We start from the raw sequence: 18,667 nt of genomic DNA, 5'->3' as shown, positions 1-18,667 counted from the left end.
ACTGTCCTCACGTGTCGAGCGTCCGTCATCGGGTGTTCAAGCCTACCGCCGTTGACCATACTGAATTGCTTACTGTAGCTTCGATCAGGTGGGTGGGTTGCGCGTGATCGACGAAGCTGGCAAAGGGTTGAGCCGCTGATGGGCGACCCGGCTCCTCGTGCCGTCAAGATCGACCGCGGCATTCCCAGCAGACTTGCCGAAGTGCCGGCCATCGCACGGGAGCTCGAGGCGCACGGCTACGACGGATGCTGGACCGGCGAGATCAACCACGACCCGTTCCTACCCTTGGCGATCGCGGCCGAGCACACCGAGCGGATGCAGATCGGCACCAGCATCGCCGTGGCCTTCGCCCGCAATCCGATGACGATGGCCCAGCTGGGCTGGGATCTGCAGACCTACTCGGGCGGACGTTTCATCCTCGGGCTGGGCACCCAGATCCAGCCGCACATCGAGAAGCGCTTCAGCATGCCGTGGAGTCATCCGGCCCGCCGGATGCGCGAGTACATCGAAGCGCTGCAGTCGATTTGGAGCTGTTGGCGCGACGGCACCAAGCTGCGGTTCGAGGGTGAGTTCTACACCCACAAGATCATGACGCCGATGTTCACCCCGGAGCCGTCGACGCTTCCGTTCCCGAAGGTGTTCCTGGCGGCGGTGGGCGAATTGATGACCGAGGTAGCCGGTGAGGTAGCCGATGGACTGCTTGCCCACGCGTTCACCACGCGGCGCTATCTGGACGAGGTGACCACGCAGGCACTGCAGCGCGGGATGGACCGAAGCGGGCGTGATCGCGCCGACTTCGAGTTGTCCTGCCCGGTATTCATCGTGACCGGCGCCGACGAGCAGGAGATGGCCGCGGCATCGGTCGCGACCCGCAAACAGCTCGCGTTCTACGGCTCGACACCGGCCTACCGCAAAGTCCTGGAGCTACACGGCTGGGGTGATCTGCACACCGAACTGCACCGGCTGTCGCTGGACGCCCAGTGGGACGCGATGGGCGAGCTCATCGACGACGACGTGCTCGACGCCTTCGCCGTGGTGGCCCCGGTCCCCGAATTGGCCGCCGCGCTGCGGCGCCGCTGCGACGGCGTCATCGACCGCGTACTGCCCGGCTTTCCCGCCGCGGTTTCCCCGGAAACCGTCAACGCGGTGCTACAGGAATTTCGTGAGTGCCCGCCAGTGAGGAGCAACGTATGACCGTCCGCACCATCGACGACGTCGCCAAGATGTTCGCCACCCCATCTGCGTACGCAGACGAGACGTCATTCCATGCGGCCCTGACCCACCTACGGGCGAACGCCCCGGTCTCGTGGGTCGAGGTGCCCGGCTACAAGCCGTTCTGGGCGATTACCAAGTACGCCGACATCATGGCGATCGAACGGGCCAACGACGTGTTCACCAACTCGCCCCGCCCCGTGCTGATGACGAGTGAGAACGACGACAACCAGGCTGCGGTGGGGGTGCGAACCCTGATCCACATGGATGACCCGGAACACCGCGTGATGAGGGCCATCGGAGCGGACTGGTTCCGCCCGAAGGCCATGCGGGCGTTGAAGGTTCGCGTCGACCAACTGGCGAAGATCCATGTGGACAAATTGCTGGAGGCCGGTGGCGAATGCGACTTCGTGCAGGAGGTCGCGGTCAACTACCCGCTGTACGTGATCATGTCCCTGCTCGGGGTTCCCGAGGCGGACTTCCCGTTGATGCTGAAGCTCACGCAGGAACTGTTCGGCAGCGACGACGACGAATACCAGCGCGACGCCGGAGACTCGATGTCCGCGCTGATCGAGATGTTCCAGTACTTCACCGCGCTGACCGCCGCACGGCGGGAGAACCCCACCGACGACCTGGCCTCGGCAATCGCCAACGCCCGCATCGACGGTGAGCCCCTCAACGACATCGAGACGGTGTCCTACTACGCGATTGTGGCGGCCGCGGGTCATGACACGACGAGTGCCACGATCTCCGGCGGCATGCTCGCACTGATGCAGAACCCCGATCAGCTCGAACGCTTGCGGGCCGACCCCGGACTCATGGGCACGGCCACCGACGAGATGATCCGCTGGGTGACACCGGTGAAGGCGTTCATGCGTACCGCTGCGGTCGACACCACCGTGCGTGGCACTCCCATCGCGGCGGGGGAGTCTGTCCTGCTGGCCTACCCGTCCGGCAACCGGGACGAGGAGGAATTCGAAGATCCGTTCCGGTTCGACGTGGGCCGCGATCCCAACAAACATGTGGCGTTCGGTTACGGCGTGCACTTCTGTCTGGGCGCCGCGCTGGCCCGGATGGAGATCAACAGCTTCTTCAGTGAGCTTGTGCCGCGGCTGGATTCGATCGAGCTGGCCGGCTCACCCGCGCACACCGCGACGACGTTCGTCGGCGGACTCAAGCACCTGCCGGTGCGCTACACCGTGCGCTGAACGCGAGTGTGACGCAGGGGTCGTTCCGTCGCGCTGGCAACGACCCCTGCGTCACACTGGGCGTTGGTGCCTACTCGCCTGAGTTGGCCTTCGCCGCGGCATGCAGTGCATCACCGCGGGTGCCCTGCTCGTGATGGCTCAGTGCCTGGATCGAAACATCATGGCCCTCAGCGGCTTTGCGTAGCGCTCCGACCGTCGCCTGCTCGCGCGCGATGTGGGTGAACGGGTCGAACGAGTACCAGCGCATGGCGTTCTCGTACGTCATCTTGTTGATCTCGTCATCAGGAACGTTGTTCTCGGTCAGCACGTCCCACAGTTCCTCGGGGGCGCCGGGCCACATCGAGTCGCTGTGCGGGTAGTCGGCTTCCCAGCAGATGTTGTCGATGCCGATCTTGTTGCGCAGGGTCACCCCGACCGGGTCTGAGATGAAGCAGGTCAGGAAGTGTTCGCGGAACACCTCGCTGGGGACCTTGCCGCCGAAGTCCTGCTTGGTCCAGGTGGAATGCATCTCGTAGGTGCGGTCCGCGCGTTCCAGGAAGTAGGGAATCCAGCCGGTGCCGCCCTCGGAAAGCCCGATCTTCAGATCCGGATAGTCCTTGATCGGCTTGGACCACAACAGGTCCGCGGCCGCCTGCACGATGTTCATCGGCTGCAGGGTGATCATCACGTCCAGCGGCGCGTCGGGGGCGGTGATGGCCAGCTTGCCCGACGACCCGATGTGCACGTTGAGCACGGTGTTGGTGTCGCACAAGGCCTTCCACAGCGGGGTCCAGTAGTCGTCGTGGAAGCTCGGGTAGCCCATCGCGGCCGGATTCTCGGTGAAGGTCAGGGCGTGCACGCCCTTCTTCGACACCCGGCGCACCTCGGCGGCGCACGCCTCGGCGTCCCAGATCACCGGAATCGCCATCGGGATGAAGCGGGCCGGGTAGGCGCCGCACCACTCATCGATGTGCCAGTCGTTGTAAGCCTGCACCAGTGCCAGCGAGAATTCGGGATCCTCGGTCGCGAACAGGCGACCGGCGAAACCGGGGAAAGACGGGAAGCAGATCGAGCCGAGAATGCCGCCGGCGTTCATGTCCTTGACGCGCTCATCGACGTTGTAACAGCCCTTGCGGATCTCGTCGAGGCCCTGGGGTTCCAGGCCGTACTCCTCCTTGGGTCGGCCGGCGACGGCGTTGAGCGCGACATTGGGGATCACGATGTCGCGGAACTGCCACGTGTCGCTGCCGTCCGGATTGTGCACCAGCCGCGGTGCCTCGTCGGCATATTTCTTGGGCAGGTGGTTCTTGAACATGTCAGGTGGTTCGACGATGTGATCGTCCACGCTGATCAGGATCATGTCGTCTTTATTCACGAACGCGCTCCATTCACGACTGCCTTACGGTATGGCTCACAGTATATCCCCGGCAGCGGCCGGTTGACCCGGGGTTGGATCGATGTATCTGCACCGGTTCGCCCTCGAAAGCCCTCTACCCTGGTGTTCGTAGGCGACGGGCCGGTGCGTGGAGGTGGCGGCCGGGCAACCGCGACATCGGGTGAAGGGGATCGTGGATGGACATCTTCGACGAGTGGCTCCGCGGTGCAACCGATATCCACTGGCGATCGACTACGCCGGCCAACGAGGGCCGCACGGTTCGCATCGCTGCGCACCGCCACGGCACGGTGGGTGCACCCGCGCTGGTCTTCGTGCACGGATTCCCGACATCGAGCATCGATTTCTTCGCCTTGACAAAGGAACTCAGCGACTTCGACATTTTCCTACTGGACTTCCCCGGTTACGGATTGTCGGAGAAGCCATCCGCACCGTATGTGTATTCACTGTTCGACGATGCCCGGTTGCTTGAGCACGCGATCACTGAAATCTGGCAGCTCAGCAGCTACACCATGCTCACCCACGATCGCGGGGACAGTGTCGGCCTCATCGCCCTTGGCATGATGTCCGATACCGGCGGTGCGGCACCGGACAATCTGATCATCACCAATGGCAACGTGTACCTGCCGCTGGCGAATCTGACGGACTTCCAAAAGGCGATCCTGGACCCACAGAGCGGGCGTGCCACCGCGGAGGCGGTCACCCCGGAGATGTTGGCAGCGGGGCTTGGAATGGGAACGTTCATGCCTCCTCGCGCCGCCGACGACCCGGAAATCCTCGCGCTGGCCAAGACTTTCGCCTACAACGATCAGATTCGCGTCCTCCCGGACACCATTCAGTATCTGAACGAGCGCGCGAAAGGGGAGAGCGAGTGGCTCGAGGCGCTCGCGGCCAGCTCGGTGAACACCACTCTGGTGTGGGGACTTCACGACAACATCGCCCCGGTCCGCGTGGCCAACCATGTTTGGACCGAACACCTGCGTGACAAGCCCGGTCGTAACCATTACTGGTTACTGCCGACGGCGGACCACTACCCACAGAACGACAATCCGCAGCAGCTGGCGCAGATCATCCGGCTCACCGCGAATGGCACCGACCTTGACATCGATTCGCTCGACGGAAAGCCCGACAGCGCCGTGCTGGTGTACTGACCGCGATGTGATGCCGCGGTGAGCGCTCGGCTCAGCAGCAACGCGCGCCGGGATTGGCCTCGGTGTTGGCGTGCCGCATCTTCCAGTAGTCCCGTTCGGACAGCACCGGCTCACCCGGATGGGTGCGCTCTCGGTGCGCGACGTAGCGCCGATAATGGTTGTCGCCCATCAATGTTGACCAGTACCACCCGATGTGGCGTGCGGCCTGGAGTGTGCTCCGGGTAAGGCGTCCCACTGTTTCTGCACCTCCTTCTCGGCCGGAGTGGCGATCAGTCCTGACGGTGCGAAGGTCCGCGACGGCACCTCCTCGTCCAGCGCCAGCGCTGGGCCCGCGCCACGCAGCGCCCGCAGTGCCACCACGACACCGGCGAGGAACACGATCAGCACCAACACCGCGAACACCACCGACAAGGTGCCCTGGATGAAGGTGTTGCGGATGACAGCGTCGATCTGATCGGGGTTCTTGGCCGCCCCGAATGCCGACTTACCGGCGTCCTTGGCCGCGACGTACTGCGAATGCTGGGTCCAGTAGCCGACTTTCGGATCCCCGGAGAAGATCTTCTGGAACGACGCGGTCATCGTCACGGCCAGATCCCACAACAGCGGAACGCCGGGAATCCATGCCCATTTCACCAACCCACGCTTGATCACCACCACGGTGACCACCGTCAGCGCGATCGCGGCCAGCAGCTGGTTGGCGATTCCGAACAGCGGGAACAGGGTGTTGATGCCGCCAAGCGGATCCGTCACACCCATCAGCAGGATCGAGCCCCACGCGGCGACGACGATGATCGAGCAGGCCCACGCGCCCGCCCGCCAGCTGGGGTTGCGCAGCTTCTTCAGCGGCCAACCGAGATTTCCCAGGCTGTCGGACAGCATGAACCGGGCCACCCGGGTGCCGGCGTCGACCGTGGTGAGGATGAACAAAGCCTCGAACATGATCGCGAAGTGGTACCAGAACGCCTTGAGGCTCGCGCCGCCGAACACTTGATGCAGCACCTCGGACATGCCGAAGGCCAGGGTGGGTGCGCCGCCGGTGCGCGACACGATCGAATGCTCACCGACGCCCTCGGCGGCCGCGGTGATCTCCTGGGCGGTGATCGGCTGCCCGGACAAACCCAGGCCGTTGACGTAATCGGCTGCGGTCTGGGCGGTGGTGCCGGTGGCCGCGGTCGGCGCGTTGATCGCGAAGTACAGGTGCTGGTTGAGGATCGCCGCGGTGACCAGGGCCATGATCGCGACGAACGACTCGGTGAGCATGCCGCCGTAGCCGATCAGCCGCATCTGGCTTTCCTTCTCCAGCAGCTTGGGCGTGGTGCCCGAGGAGATCAGCGCGTGAAAGCCCGACAGCGCACCACAGGCGATGGTGATGAACAGGAACGGGAACAGTGAGCCGGCGAACACCGGGCCGGTGCCGCTGGCCGCGAACTGGGAGATCGCGGGCGCCTGCATCACCGGCTGGGCGATCAGGATGCCGACGGCCAGCAGGGCGATGGTGCCGACCTTCATGAACGTCGACAGGTAGTCGCGCGGGGCCAACAGGAACCACACCGGCAGCACCGAGGCGGCCAGGCCGTAGATGATGATGCACCACGACAAGGTGACCTTCGACAGCGTGAACCAGTCGGCGCCCCATGAGGTTTCGGCCACCCAACCGCCGGAGATCACCGCGAGCAGCAGCAGCGCCACGCCGATGAGGGAGACCTCCGACACCCGGCCCGGGCGGAAGAAACGCAGGTACAGGCCCATGAAGATGGCGATCGGGATCGTCATCGCGATCGAGAAGACGCCCCACGGGCTTTCGGCCAATGCGTTCACCACGACCAGGGCCAGGACCGCCAGCAGGATCACCATGATCACCAGCACACCGACGATCGCCGCGACCCCACCGACCACACCGAGCTCGTCGCGTGCCATCTGACCCAGCGAACGCCCACGGCGGCGCACCGAGATCGACAGCACCAGGTAGTCCTGGACACAGCCGGCCACGACGGCGCCGATGATGATCCAGATCGTGCCGGGCAGATAGCCCATCTGCATGGCCAGTACCGGGCCGACCAACGGGCCGGCACCGGCGATCGCGGCGAAGTGATGTCCGAACAACACCCGCCGGTCGGTCGGCATGTAGTCCGTGCCGTTCTCGAAAAGCTCTGCCGGAGTGGCATTGTCGTCTCGGGGTCGTACGATCTTCATCTCGATCAGCCGGGCGTAGAACCGGAATCCGATGACGTAGGTGCAGATCGCGGCGATCACGAACCAGACCGCGTTGACGGTCTCACCGCGGAAGAAGGCGATCATCGCCCAGGCGACCGCGCCCAGCACCGCGACGGTAGCGAAGATCGCCTTGTGCTTGGCGGTGATGGGAGAGCGGTCGATGATCGCCACCGGCGGGAGGTCTCGGTCGGTGCGGATATAGGTGACGTCGCCGTCGTGCTCCTCGATGCGATCCGCCGGTGGGGCCTCCGGTGTTGCCACGGTCTCTCCTCGCTCGCCCAGTGTCGTACGCGTCGTGTGTGATCTTTTCACCGCGCCAAACCGCGCGGCATCGAATCCCGGTTTCCGCACCCTAGCCAGGCCGGCGGGGTCGCGTCAGGTCAGGAATGCCCGCACGGTGTCGATGGTGTCCGCCTCAGCCGGGAGCTTGTCGTCTCGATAGCGCAGAACCCGCGCGAAGCGCAGCGCGACACCACCCGGGTAACGGCTGGACCGTTGGACCCCGTCGAAGGCGATCTCGACGACCTGCTCGGGTCGCACGGTGACCACCCAGCCGTCGTCCTCGACCTGCAGATCGTGGAAGCGCTCGGTCTGCCATACCAGCATCGCGTCGGTCATACCCTTGAAGGTCTTGCCCAACATCACGAATCCGCCGGTGTCCGGATCCCGTGCGCCCAGATGGATGTTGGACAGCTTGCCGGTGCGCCGGCCCGACCCCCGCTCGACCGCCAGCACCACCAGATCCAGGGTGTGTACGGGCTTGACCTTGAGCCAGCCGGATCCGCGGCGGCCGGCCTCATACGGTGCCGTCGAGGACTTCGCCATCACGCCCTCGTGACCGGCCTCGAGGGTGCGATCCAGGAACTGCTGCGCGACCGCGGCGTCGGCGGTGACGATGCGCTCGACGCGCCGGTCCGGCGGGACCACCGCGTCGAGCGCGGCCAGTCGCTCTTCGGTGGGCAGATCGAGCAGATCCCGCCCATCGACGTGCAGTAGATCGAAGATGAACACCGACAACGGTTCGAGATCGTCGGCGGTCTTGCGGCCGAACCGGGCTGCGGTGACCTGAAACGGCTGAGGTCGTCCATCGGGCCGCAGGGCGATGGCCTCGGCGTCGGCGATCAGATCGGTTGCCGGCAATGCCAGCGTCGCCTCGACCACCTCGGGCAGTCGGTGGGTGACGTCGTCGAGGCTGCGGGTGAACACCGACACCTCCGATCTCTTGCGGTGGATCTGCACGCGGGCGCCGTCCAGTTTGGTCTCCAGAATCGCTGCGCCGCCGAGCCGTTCGAGCGCGTCGGAGACGCCGGTCGCGGTCTGCGCGAGCATCGGCCCGACCGGGCGTCCGACCTGCAGCTGGAATCCGGCGAGCGCGTCGGGGCCGCCGGTCAGCGCGGCGGCAGCCACCGCGGGCAGATCGCCGGCGAGCATCGCCGCGCGCCGGACGTCGGCTGCCGGGATACCCGATGCGCGGGATACCGCGTCGGCCATCACCCCGGCCAGCGCGCCCTGACGCAGTTCGCCGCCCAGGAGCCGCCGCAGGAAAGTCTGCTCGGTACCCGTGGCTGCCCCGAAAAGGTCGCGCACCGAATCGGCGCGCAGCGACTGCGAACCCTTACCTGCGATTCCCTTGATCCGGGTGAATGCGGCATCGACCCCGGTGACAGTCAATGTGGGGACCTCCGCCGGTGCCGGCAGCGAACGCAACGCGGCCCAGCCGACACCGATCTGGCGCTGGGGAAGGTCCCCGGACAACCACGCCACGGTGACCACTACCGTGCCGGCGTCGCCCCCGGCAGCGGCGGCGGACAGCACGGTCGCGATGCGGGTGATCTTGGCCAGCCGCCCCGAGGATCCCGCGATGTCGGCGGATGCGGCAGCGATGTCGGCGAGCAACACGGCCTCAGCGTGCCACTGGGCTCAGACATCCTCCGGTGTTTGTGCACGCTCATCAGCGGCGGGCGTGCGCTGATTGTGGACGAAATGCGGCGTGTCGGGAGACAGCCGCGCGCGCTCGCGGTGCAGGGGGACCGGAAGGGGGAACCCGAAAGGCTTACGGGAAGGGTTGATGGGATAGGTTGCTTTACGATTCCGGTCATTTTTGGAAAGGGAGCTAGATGGAGATCGAAGGCAAGAAGGCTATCGTCGTCGGCGGCGCGTCGGGGTTCGGCCGCGCTACTGCTGAGGCACTGGCCAAGCGCGGCGCCAGCGTGGTCGTGCTGGATCGACCGCAGTCCAAGGGCCAGGAAGTGGCCGACGCGATCGGCGGCTCGTTCTTCGCCGTCGACGTCACCGACTTCGACGGCACCGAAAAGGTGCTGGAAGAGGCCGTCAAGGCGCTGGGTGGCCTGCACATCATCGTGACCACCGCGGGTGGCGGCATCGGTGAGCGCACCATCAAGAAGGACGGCCCGCACAGCCTGGACTCGTTCCGCTCCACCATCGACCTCAACCTGATCGGCACGTTCAACATCAGCAGGCTCGCGGCCTGGCACATGAGCAAGAACGAGCCCGTCGACGAAGAGGCCGAAGAGCGCGGCGTCATCATCAACACCGCCTCCATCGCGGCGTTCGAGGGCCAGATCGGCCAGGTCGCCTACACCGCGTCCAAGGCTGCCATCGCCGGAATGTGCCTGACCATGGCGCGCGACCTGGGCAGCCTGGGCATCCGGGTCCTGGCCATCGCCCCGAGCCTGTTCGCCACCGGCCTGACCGAGGGCATTCCGGACGAGTTCGCCTCGGTGCTGACCAAGGATGCCGCGTTCCCCAAGCGTCTGGGCAAGCCCGAGGAGTACGCCAAGCTCGCCGTGGCGATCGCGGAGAACCCGATGCTCAACGGCCAGTGCCTGCGTCTGGACGCCGGCCAGCGCTTCGCTCCCAAGTAGTCTGAGTTCCGGCGTGATCGGGGGCGCGCCTCGCGTCAACGGTCACGCCGGCCGGGGAACCGCGGCCGCCGTGCTCTGACCCAGCCATTTCGGGATGGCACGGCGGACATCGGCAGATCCTGACAGCGCGACGCTGCCGTCGAGCACCGCCCGGGCCCAGCCGATATCGCCGCGCCAGATCTCGACCAGCGTGCGCAGGTCGGTCTGCACGGTCCCCGCCGGTTCGTAGCCGGGATCGAAATCGCACACATCGGCCTGCCCGTCGCTCACGGTGAGCCACCACCTCGAGGCCTTCGGCGCGACACCGTCGAGGACGAACGCGACCGTGGTGCGTGAACGCGGCCAGTTGGTGATCGGAATGGTGCGGCGCATATCCCACATCAGTAGGTGTGGATCGAGATCCTGCTCGCCCAGCTCACCGATCCACCGCACCCCCCACGAACCGAGCGCGTCGACCACGCCGGCGAGTTCCTGACCGCACTCGGTGAGGGAATAGCTTGTCCGCCCGTCGATCTCGGAACGCTCGATCACCCCGGCGCGGGCCAACGACCTGAGCCGCTTGGACAGCAGGGCCGGCGACATCTTCGGCACACCGCGGCGTAGGTCGTTGAAGTGCGCGCTGCCGCGCAGCAGTTCCCGGACCACCAGCAAGGTCCAGCGTTCGTCGAGCAATTCCATGGCCTTGGCCACGGGACAGAACTGGCCATATGTCGACATCGGCGGTCTTCCTCCCCGGAAAGTGCGCGGCCTTCTAAGTACACCGCTGTCGGGGCCCGGAAGCCAGTACAGATCCAGAACCGGGTCCGCTACAGATCTGGTACTGGAATCGCCGACCGCGGGGAATGACGATGAAGCCAATCCGCGAGAGGAGTCCGTCATGAACGTCACGACCACCGACATCGAGCTTGAGGCCAAACACCGGGCACTGTGGGCGCTGGGTGACTACGCGGCGATCGCCGCGACCATCGTGCGTCCCTTGGGGCCCGTCCTGGTCGAGGCCAGCGGTATCGGGCCCGGTGACCGCGTACTCGACGTCGCGGCCGGCACCGGCAACGTGGCCATTCCGGCCGCCGCGACGGGCGCGCGGGTGACCGCCAGCGACTTGTGCCCGGAACTGGTCCAAGAGGGACGTCGGCTCAGTGCTGACGCCGGAGTCACGATCGACTGGGCCGAGGCCAACGCCGAAGCGTTACCCTATGCCGACAACTCGTTCGACGCCGCGCTGTCCTGCATCGGGGTGATGTTCGCCCCGCACCACCAGCAGGCCGCTGATGAACTTGTGCGAGTGACCCGCCCGGGCGGGCGGATCGGTCTGATCTCCTGGACACCAGAAGGATTCATCGGCCAGTTGTTCGCCACCATGAAGCCGTACGTGCCCGCACCGCCACCCGGGGTGTCCCCGCCGCCGAGGTGGGGAGACGAGGACTACCTGCGGGGTCTCCTTGGCGACCGGATCGGCGAGTTGACCTGTGAGCGGCGGGAACTGGACGTCACCGCCTACCCCGATGGCGCAGCATTCCGTGACCATTTCAAGGCCGACTACGGTCCGACGATCTCGGCCTACCGGGCCATCGCCGCCGACGCCGATCGGGTTGCGGCCCTGGACGCGGAGATCGCCGCGCTCGGCGACAAGTTCCTCACCGGTTCCACGATGCCGTGGGAATACCTGCTGACGGTGGCGAACACGCACTGAGCGGACTGGGCAGCTGGCACCATGACTGCATGCCCGACGACGTTCAGGAATTGCCGACACTCAGTGTCACCGATCAGAACGCCATTCAGCGGTGGTTGCAGGATGCGCGGATCGGAACGACCCTGACCGACGTGGCACCGCTGACCGGCGGGACCCAGAACATCGTCGTGGGTATGAGCGTCGACGGTCGCCGAATGGTACTGCGGCGTCCGCCTTTACACCCACGACCGACCAGTGACAAGACCATGTTGCGGGAGATCGCGGTGCTGCGCACCTTGGCGGGTTCGGCCGTGCCGCATCCGGGGTTCATCGCTGCCTGCACCGATCTCGACGTGATCGGCGTGGTGTTCTACCTGATGGAAGAGGTCGACGGGTTCAACCCCGGTACCGAGGTTAGCGAGGCCTACCGCGACGACGCCGACCTGCGCTACCGGGTCGGGTTGTCCTACGCCGCCAGTCTGGCGGAGCTGGGCAATGTCGCCTGGGAGAACAGTGAACTCGCCGCCATCCGCCGGCCGGGTTCCTTTCTGGCCCGGCAAGTTCCACAGTTCCTCGGTCTGCTCGACAGCTACCGCCACGAGCAGTATTCGCCCGAGGCGTTGACGGGGGTGGGGGAGTTGGCGCAGTGGCTGGAGGACAACCGACCGGCCGACACCGAACCTGGCATCATGCACGGCGACGCACACCTCAACAACGTCCTGCTGCGCCGCGACACCCCCGAACTGGCGGCGTTCATCGACTGGGAGATGTGCACGATCGGAGATCCACTGCTCGATCTCGGGTGGATGCTGGTGTGCTGGCCCGACGATCCCAATCCGATCAACGCGGGGTCGGCGCTTGCGGCGCTCGGCGGACTCGCCCACCGCAGTGAACTCATCGAGGCGTACCGCGCCGCCGGAGGCCGCCAGACAGATCGGCTGGATTGGTATGTGGCGCTGGCCTGTTTCAAACTCGGCATCGTCATCGAGGGCACCTGGTCGCGTTACCTGGCCGGGCGGGCCAGCCGCGACGCCGGCGAGCAACTGCACGCCTCGGCGGAGAATCTCCTTGGGCTGGGAACGCGGGTCACCAAGGGCGACAACCCGTTCGGCTGAGTTGCTTCGCGCTGGGGATCAGTACGTGTCGAGCCCCAGCTTGACGGCAAGGGCCACGCCGGCCGCACCGATCAGGAACCGCAGTGGCGCAGCCGGTGCGTGCCGCACGATCACCGGGCCCAGGCGGGAGCCGATCAGACACCCCGCACCCAACGGGATGACGGCCGGCCAATACACCGGGGCCACCACGATGAACGCCAGCGCCGCCACCGCGTTGGCGACGCCGAGGATCACGTTCTTGGCGGCGTTGGCATGCGCGAGTGTCGCGCCGCCGGTCCGCAACAGCAGTGCCAGCAGCAGCACCCCGGCGGCGGCACCGAAATAGCCGCCATAGACGGTGATCAGAAAGATGGCCGCGGCCTCCATGGTGACCTTGATCCGATGTTCTCGATGGTTGGCCACCCGGGTCTCCCGTCCGCGGCCGCGCGGCAGCAGAATCGCCACCGACGCGAACGCCAGGAGAGCCGGGACCACCCGCTCGAAACCCTCGGCCGGGGTGCACAGCAGTAGGGCCGCGCCGACCGCCCCACCGGCCACCGCGATCGGGATGATCCGTTTGATCCACTCGCGCTGCCCGGCCAGCTCGGGCCGAGACCCCAGCACCGATCCGACGCCGTTGAACACCAGAGCCACGGTGTTGGTCACGTTCGCGGTGACCGGGGGCAATCCGATCAGCAGCAGTGCGGGGTAGGTGGCCACCGAGGCGAGGCCGGCGATGCTGCCGGTCAGTCCGCCGGCAATCCCGGCCAGGACGAGCAGGGCGACCTCGCCGACGCTCATGCCGTTCCCACTCTGCCGAGATTACGGAGTCAAAAATGTTTGCGTGACCGACCCGGCTGGGTCTAGCATCGCCAACGTGCCAAGGCGACTCGTAGTAGCAACCCGCAGCGGGGTCTGATCAGACCGACCCCCCGCTGTGGGTCGTTCGCTACTTCGTCGGTCACTTCCTCTAGTCAGAGAAGACCGGCACATGCAACTCAGCACATCGGCACCGCAATCGGCCACACCGCCGTCGTTCGCCGCCCATTTCTCCAACCCGCTGCCGCGTGGCCTGCGCGAAGCCGGCGAGTCGGCATCCTGGGACCAATTCCTGGACGAGTACGCAGCCGGCCCGGGTGCATTGAAACTGGGCCAGTGGACCTGCACCGATACCGGGCGTTCAGCCGGCCGGCTGGGTCCGCAGGCTCGCCACTACCAGGCCACATTGGCCCTGGGTGACACCATCAGCACCTCGACCGCGGCCGCGAGCGGACCCATCGCTGCACTGACCGAGATGCTCTACGCGCGTGGCATCACCGTCGAGACCAGGTCCTTTCACCAGTTGCCCACCGGTGGCCGGACCGCGACGTTCATCGAGGGCTGCGACGGACTGCACAGCCAGTGGGCCATGGGTCTGGCCGACGACCCGGTGCAGTCGGCACTGTCCGCGGTGATTGCCTGCGCCAATCGGCTGATGGCGGCCTGACAGCGCCCAACCGGCCATCGAATGCGTCAGTGCAGCGGTCGCAGCACGATCGGCATGCCGTCGATCGGCACCGGCATGCCGCCGTAGTCATAGCGCGGCCGATAGCCGGGATGAACAAGCTCGAGCCGGTAGCGGCTGAGCAGCCGGTGCATCACGGTCTTGATCTCCAGCTGACCGAACACCATGCCGATGCACTTGTGCGCGCCGCCGCCGAACGGGGCGAACGCGTAGCGGTGCTTCTTGTGCTCGTTGCGGGGCTCGGCGAACCGCATCGGGTCGAAGGTCTGCGGATCGGTCCACAGCTCCGGCAGCATGTGGTTGATCGACGGCCAGGTCACCACGTCGGTGCCGGCCGGGATGTAGAAGCCCAGCAGATCGGTGTCGCGTACCGCCCGGCGGAAGTTGAACGGCAGCGGCGTCTGCATCCGCAGCGACTCGTTGATCACCAGGTCATAGGTTTCCAGCTTCTCCAGTGCGTCGATGTCCAGCGGGCCGGCGCCGATGCGCTCCGACTCCTCACGCAGCCGGTCCTGCCACTGCGGGTTGGCCGCCAGGTGATAGGCCATCGTCGTCATCGTCGACGTCGAGGTGTCGTGCGCGGCCATCATCAGGAAGATCATGTGGGCGACGATCTGCTCGTCGGTGAAGCTCTGGCCGTCCTCGTCGGTGGCGTGACACAGCACGCTGAACATGTCGGTGCTCTCGGCGCGTCGCTTCTCGGCGATCCGGGTGGAGAAGTAGTCGTTCAGCGTTTTGCGTTTCTGGATGCCGCGCCACCAGGACAGCGGCGGCACCGGTTTGCGGACGATCGCGTTGCCGGCCCGGGTGGTGGTGCTGAAGGCCTCGTTGACCGTCGTCACCAGCTTGCGGTCGGTTCCTGCGGGCACACCCATGAACACCTCGGAGGCGATGTCGAGGGTGAGCTCTTTCATCGCCGGGTGGAACAGGAACCTGGCGTCGTTGGGTACCCAGTCGTTGGCGATCACGGCCTTGGCGACGGAGTCGATGTGCGGTACGTAGCCGGTGAGCCGGCTGCGGGTGAAGGCGTCCTGCATGATCCGGCGGTGGAACATGTGCTCCTCGCCGTCGAGCAGCATCAGACCACCCTCGAAGAAGGGTCCGATCACCGGATCCCAGGCCCGCTGCGAGTACTCCTTGTTGCGGTTGGAGAACACCGCCTGGGTGGCATCGGGTCCGAGTGCCATCACCGAGGACAACGCCGGGGTCTGAGCGTAATAGACCGGGCCGTGCTTGCGGTACTGCTCCAGGACGAACTCGGGGCCACCGCGGAAGATCTCGATCATGTGGCCGATGATCGGCAGTCCGGAATCGCCAAGGACCGGCTTGAGGCCGCTGCCGGCCGGCGGGTCGGCCAGCACGAACTGGTCCCACTGCTTGGCCTTGAGTCGCTTCTCCAAGAGCCCCATGCCAGGCAGCGTGTTGGGCGTCGGGGTGAACCGACGCCTGGCCTGATCGAGCAGGTAGTGCGGGGTGCTGATGGTTGCCATGGGCCGCTCCTGACCAACAAAGTCCGACGAAGTGTGGTCGATGTCACCACGTGAGGCCATCCTGACTGTCAGACTTGACGCATGTCAAGTTTTGAAGTGGCGCGTCATGGGTGCAAAGGTTTAAACCCATGACAGCCGAATCGATCCCCGGCGCCGGCAGCAGCCCTGCCGGCCGGTCGCAGGCCCGGCTCAGTCGGGGGGACCGGCAGCGGGAAGCGATCGTGACGGCCGTCCGGGAACTGCTCGAAGAGCAGTCGTTCGCCGACATGTCGGTGAGCACGATCAGTGAGCGCGCCGGGGTGGCCCGGTCGGGCTTCTACTTCTACTTCGATTCGAAGTACGCGGTGCTGGCGGTGATCGTGTCCGAGGCGATGGAACAACTCGCCGCGTTGACGCACAACTACGCGCCCCGCGACGCCGGCGAAACACCGGCCGCCTTCGCCAAGCGGATGGTCGGCAGTGCGGCCACCGTGTTCGCCACCAACGATCCGATCATGTCGGCCTGCACCGTCGCGCAGAACACCGACGCCCAGATCCGGGAGTTGATGAACGACTACGAGGACGCCGTGATCGAGCAGATCGTGGGCCTCGTCGAACAGGACGACGGGGCGCGTCCGATCTCGGACGACCTTCCCGCGCTGGTACGCACCCTGGTGGCGACCACCGCGCTGACGCTCTCGCACGACTCGGCCTTCGTGGGACGGGCCACCGACCCGGCACGTGCGCTCGAGGTGGTCGAGCGACTGTGGCTCAACGCGCTGTGGGGTGGCCAGGAGGCCTAGCGTCACAGGTAAGGTTCACCGCTATGGGGAGTGATACCGCGGGTAACGGCCGGGCGGACTTTCGGGGTAAGAAATGTCTGATCACGGGTGCGGCAAGCGGGATCGGCCGGGCCACCGCCCTCGCCCTGGCGGCGCAGGGAGCCGAGCTGTACCTGACCGACCGTGACGAAGCGAGGCTGACCCAGACCGTCGCCGATGCCGAGGCACTCGGCGCCGAGGTGCCTGCGCACCGGGCGCTGGACATCTCCGACTACGACCAGGTGGCCGCGTTCGGCGCCGACATCCATGCCGCACATTCGTCGATGGATGTGGTGATGAACATCGCCGGGGTGTCAGCCTGGGGGACCGTTGACCAACTGACCCACCAGCACTGGCGCTCGATGATCGACGTCAACCTGATGGGTCCGATCCACGTGATCGAGACCTTTCTACCGCCGATGGTGCAGGCCCGGCGGGGCGGGCACCTGGTGAACGTATCGTCGGCCGCGGGCATTGTCGCGCTGCCCTGGCACAGTGCCTACAGCGCCAGCAAGTACGGCCTGCGTGGGCTGAGTGAAGTGCTGCGTTTCGACCTGGCGCGGCACCGCATCGGGGTATCGGTCGTCGTGCCCGGCGCGGTGAAAACCGGCCTGGTGCAGACTGTTGAGATCGCCGGCGTCGACCGCGAAGATCCCAATGTGCAGAAATGGGTGGACCGATTCGCCGGTCACGCCATCTCAGCGGAGAAAGCCGCCGACAAGATCCTGGCCGGGATGAGGCGCAACCGGTTCCTGATCTACACGTCGGTCGACATTCGCGCACTGTACGCCTTCAAGCGGGCCGCATGGTGGCCCTACAGCGTGGCCATGCGTCAGGTGAACGTGTTGTTCAGCCGGGCATTGCGGCCGAAATCCGCGCAGCGCTAACGCTTTCCCCAGTGCCATGACGGGGTGTTGAGCATGCCGAAGCCCGCTACCTTCGTCTCGCCCCATTGTTTGTAGAGCTCGACCTCGATCGCGGCGTCCCGCTGCTCGTCGGCAGCCGGGGTGGTCTCCAGGAAATCCAACAGCGCACCCGAATGCGTCACGACCAGCACCTGAGACCGCTTGGCGGCCGCGCGGACCAGAGTGGCCAGCGGTCGGATCAGATCGGGGTGCAACGAGGTCTCCGGCTCGTTGAGCACCATGAGCGACGGCGGACGCGGACTGGCCAGTGCCGTCGCCCAGAGCAGGAAACGCAGTGTGCCGTCGGATAATTCGGTGGCACGCAACGGCCGAAGCATGCCGCGCTGACGGAGTTGCAGATCGAACAGGCCATCGTTGACCGCCACCGAGATCGTGGCTCCGTCGAAGGCGTCGGCCACCGCGCGGGCGAGATCGTCGAAGGTCGTTTCGATGATCGTCTGTACCGCCGCAGCCAGATCGGAGCCGTCATCGGAGAGCACCGGGGTGCGGGTTCCGACATGGGGTTGGCGGGCCGGCGCACCGGCGTCGACCCGGAATCCGTCGTAGAACCGCCAGTCGCGCAGCCGATCCGACACCGCGGAGAGTTCCGGTAGCGCGTCGGGGTGGGCGTACTCGGCGAGCACGCTGCGGTACGAGGGCAGCGAACGGGTCAGCTCATCGAAACCCCGGCCGGATTGTGCAGCGACCTCGGCGTATTCGCGGGTACGGCGCACCAGCGTCGATGCCGGACGCAACACCGGTCCGGCGAACACCACCTCCCGTTTGATCTCGGGGTCATGGGTGAATGCCGACGGCTCACCTCCGGAACCGGCCATCTGTGGCAGGCCCAGGTCCACCAGGTAGCCGAAATCATCTGCGGCGAAGCCGAGTTCGAGGGAAACCGGGCGGGTGCGGGTGGTGCCCTGGGTGTGCTCGGACGGCTGCTCGGGACCGGCCCACAGGACGGACTGCAGACCGCCCTCACGGGCCAGCGAGCCGATCACCTGGCCGCGCCCGCAGTCCGCCAGCAGCCGCAGGGCCCGGTAGATCGACGACTTGCCGGAGCCGTTGGCCCCGGTGACCACCGTGAGTTCGGCCAGCGGCAGGATCACCTCCCGCAGCGAGCGGTAACCCCGGATCGCGATCGTCTGCAGCATGGT

General features: G+C 66.2%; 17 protein-coding genes. 9 read left to right on the top strand and 8 right to left on the bottom strand.

Annotated elements, in window-relative coordinates; genetic code table 11:
- Positions 1-138: 138 nt before the first annotated feature.
- Both G6N44_RS08185 and G6N44_RS08180 read left to right on the top strand, forming a co-directional pair.
- On the top strand, positions 139-1,194 hold the full coding sequence (locus G6N44_RS08185; protein ID WP_163662850.1) for an LLM class F420-dependent oxidoreductase: 1,056 nt from the start codon (positions 139-141) through the stop codon (positions 1,192-1,194).
- Complete coding sequence (locus G6N44_RS08180) at positions 1,191-2,420, top strand: cytochrome P450 (RefSeq protein ID WP_163662847.1); 1,230 nt, start codon at positions 1,191-1,193, stop codon at positions 2,418-2,420. The genes G6N44_RS08185 and G6N44_RS08180 overlap by 4 nt, the downstream gene beginning before the upstream one ends.
- 70 nt (positions 2,421-2,490) lie before the next feature.
- Here G6N44_RS08180 and G6N44_RS08175 read toward each other — a convergent pair whose 3' ends face one another.
- The gene (locus G6N44_RS08175; RefSeq protein ID WP_163662844.1) at positions 2,491-3,774 is read right to left on the bottom strand and encodes an amidohydrolase family protein; all 1,284 of its coding nucleotides are present in this window, start codon (positions 3,772-3,774) and stop codon (positions 2,491-2,493) included.
- Between the two features lie 197 nt (positions 3,775-3,971).
- On the opposite strand from G6N44_RS08175, the gene G6N44_RS08170 reads away from it, so the two are divergent.
- Positions 3,972-4,943: an alpha/beta fold hydrolase gene (locus G6N44_RS08170; RefSeq protein WP_163662841.1), complete on the top strand. Its 972-nt coding sequence runs from the start codon at positions 3,972-3,974 to the stop codon at positions 4,941-4,943.
- 31 nt (positions 4,944-4,974) lie between these two features.
- Here G6N44_RS08170 and G6N44_RS08165 read toward each other — a convergent pair whose 3' ends face one another.
- The 3 genes from G6N44_RS08165 to G6N44_RS08155 all read right to left on the bottom strand — a co-directional run bounded on the left by G6N44_RS08165 (position 4,975) and on the right by G6N44_RS08155 (position 9,056).
- Complete coding sequence (locus tag G6N44_RS08165) at positions 4,975-5,112, bottom strand: YbdD/YjiX family protein (RefSeq protein WP_276039088.1); 138 nt, start codon at positions 5,110-5,112, stop codon at positions 4,975-4,977.
- Positions 5,112-7,418: a carbon starvation CstA family protein gene (locus G6N44_RS08160; protein ID WP_163662835.1), complete on the bottom strand. Its 2,307-nt coding sequence runs from the start codon at positions 7,416-7,418 to the stop codon at positions 5,112-5,114. The genes G6N44_RS08165 and G6N44_RS08160 overlap by 1 nt, the downstream gene beginning before the upstream one ends.
- A gap of 114 nt (positions 7,419-7,532) precedes the next feature.
- Complete coding sequence (locus G6N44_RS08155; RefSeq protein WP_163662832.1) at positions 7,533-9,056, bottom strand: ATP-dependent DNA ligase; 1,524 nt, start codon at positions 9,054-9,056, stop codon at positions 7,533-7,535.
- Positions 9,057-9,274: 218 nt separating this feature from the next.
- On the opposite strand from G6N44_RS08155, the gene G6N44_RS08150 reads away from it, so the two are divergent.
- Positions 9,275-10,042 carry an SDR family NAD(P)-dependent oxidoreductase gene (locus G6N44_RS08150; RefSeq protein ID WP_163662829.1) on the top strand — a complete coding sequence of 256 codons (768 nt, stop codon included), beginning with the start codon at positions 9,275-9,277 and terminating at the stop codon, positions 10,040-10,042.
- A 42-nt stretch (positions 10,043-10,084) separates the two neighbouring features.
- Here the strand turns inward: G6N44_RS08150 and G6N44_RS08145 are convergent, their stop codons facing one another.
- Complete coding sequence (locus G6N44_RS08145; RefSeq protein ID WP_163662825.1) at positions 10,085-10,759, bottom strand: winged helix-turn-helix transcriptional regulator; 675 nt, start codon at positions 10,757-10,759, stop codon at positions 10,085-10,087.
- 160 nt (positions 10,760-10,919) lie between these two features.
- Between G6N44_RS08145 and G6N44_RS08140 the strand changes: the two genes are divergently transcribed.
- Positions 10,920-11,735, top strand: a complete 816-nt coding sequence (locus G6N44_RS08140; protein WP_163662822.1) for a class I SAM-dependent methyltransferase — start codon at positions 10,920-10,922, stop codon at positions 11,733-11,735.
- A 29-nt stretch (positions 11,736-11,764) separates the two neighbouring features.
- Positions 11,765-12,829, top strand: a complete 1,065-nt coding sequence (locus tag G6N44_RS08135; RefSeq protein ID WP_163662819.1) for a phosphotransferase family protein — start codon at positions 11,765-11,767, stop codon at positions 12,827-12,829.
- Between the two features lie 18 nt (positions 12,830-12,847).
- On the opposite strand, the gene G6N44_RS08130 is transcribed toward G6N44_RS08135, so the two are convergent.
- Positions 12,848-13,609 carry a sulfite exporter TauE/SafE family protein gene (locus G6N44_RS08130; protein ID WP_163662816.1) on the bottom strand — a complete coding sequence of 254 codons (762 nt, stop codon included), beginning with the start codon at positions 13,607-13,609 and terminating at the stop codon, positions 12,848-12,850.
- A 190-nt stretch (positions 13,610-13,799) separates the two neighbouring features.
- On the opposite strand from G6N44_RS08130, the gene G6N44_RS08125 reads away from it, so the two are divergent.
- Complete coding sequence (locus tag G6N44_RS08125) at positions 13,800-14,294, top strand: 2-isopropylmalate synthase (protein WP_163662813.1); 495 nt, start codon at positions 13,800-13,802, stop codon at positions 14,292-14,294.
- A gap of 26 nt (positions 14,295-14,320) precedes the next feature.
- Here G6N44_RS08125 and G6N44_RS08120 read toward each other — a convergent pair whose 3' ends face one another.
- The gene (locus G6N44_RS08120; RefSeq protein ID WP_163662810.1) at positions 14,321-15,802 is read right to left on the bottom strand and encodes a cytochrome P450; all 1,482 of its coding nucleotides are present in this window, start codon (positions 15,800-15,802) and stop codon (positions 14,321-14,323) included.
- 128 nt (positions 15,803-15,930) lie between these two features.
- On the opposite strand from G6N44_RS08120, the gene G6N44_RS08115 reads away from it, so the two are divergent.
- Positions 15,931-16,584 carry a TetR/AcrR family transcriptional regulator gene (locus tag G6N44_RS08115; RefSeq protein WP_163662807.1) on the top strand — a complete coding sequence of 218 codons (654 nt, stop codon included), beginning with the start codon at positions 15,931-15,933 and terminating at the stop codon, positions 16,582-16,584.
- A gap of 23 nt (positions 16,585-16,607) precedes the next feature.
- A complete protein-coding gene (locus G6N44_RS08110) occupies positions 16,608-17,489 on the top strand; it encodes an SDR family oxidoreductase (RefSeq protein WP_163662804.1) in 882 nt (293 codons plus the stop codon).
- On the opposite strand, the gene G6N44_RS08105 is transcribed toward G6N44_RS08110, so the two are convergent.
- A complete protein-coding gene (locus G6N44_RS08105; RefSeq protein ID WP_163662801.1) occupies positions 17,486-18,664 on the bottom strand; it encodes an AAA family ATPase in 1,179 nt (392 codons plus the stop codon). The genes G6N44_RS08110 and G6N44_RS08105 overlap by 4 nt on opposite strands.
- Between the last annotated feature and the right edge of the window lie 3 nt (positions 18,665-18,667).

It is taken from the genome of Mycolicibacterium alvei, from assembly GCF_010727325.1.
Taxonomy (GTDB): Bacteria; Actinomycetota; Actinomycetes; order Mycobacteriales; family Mycobacteriaceae; genus Mycobacterium; species Mycobacterium alvei.
Note: the sequence above shows the minus strand (reverse complement) of the source record. Positions and strands in the feature narration are given on the sequence as shown.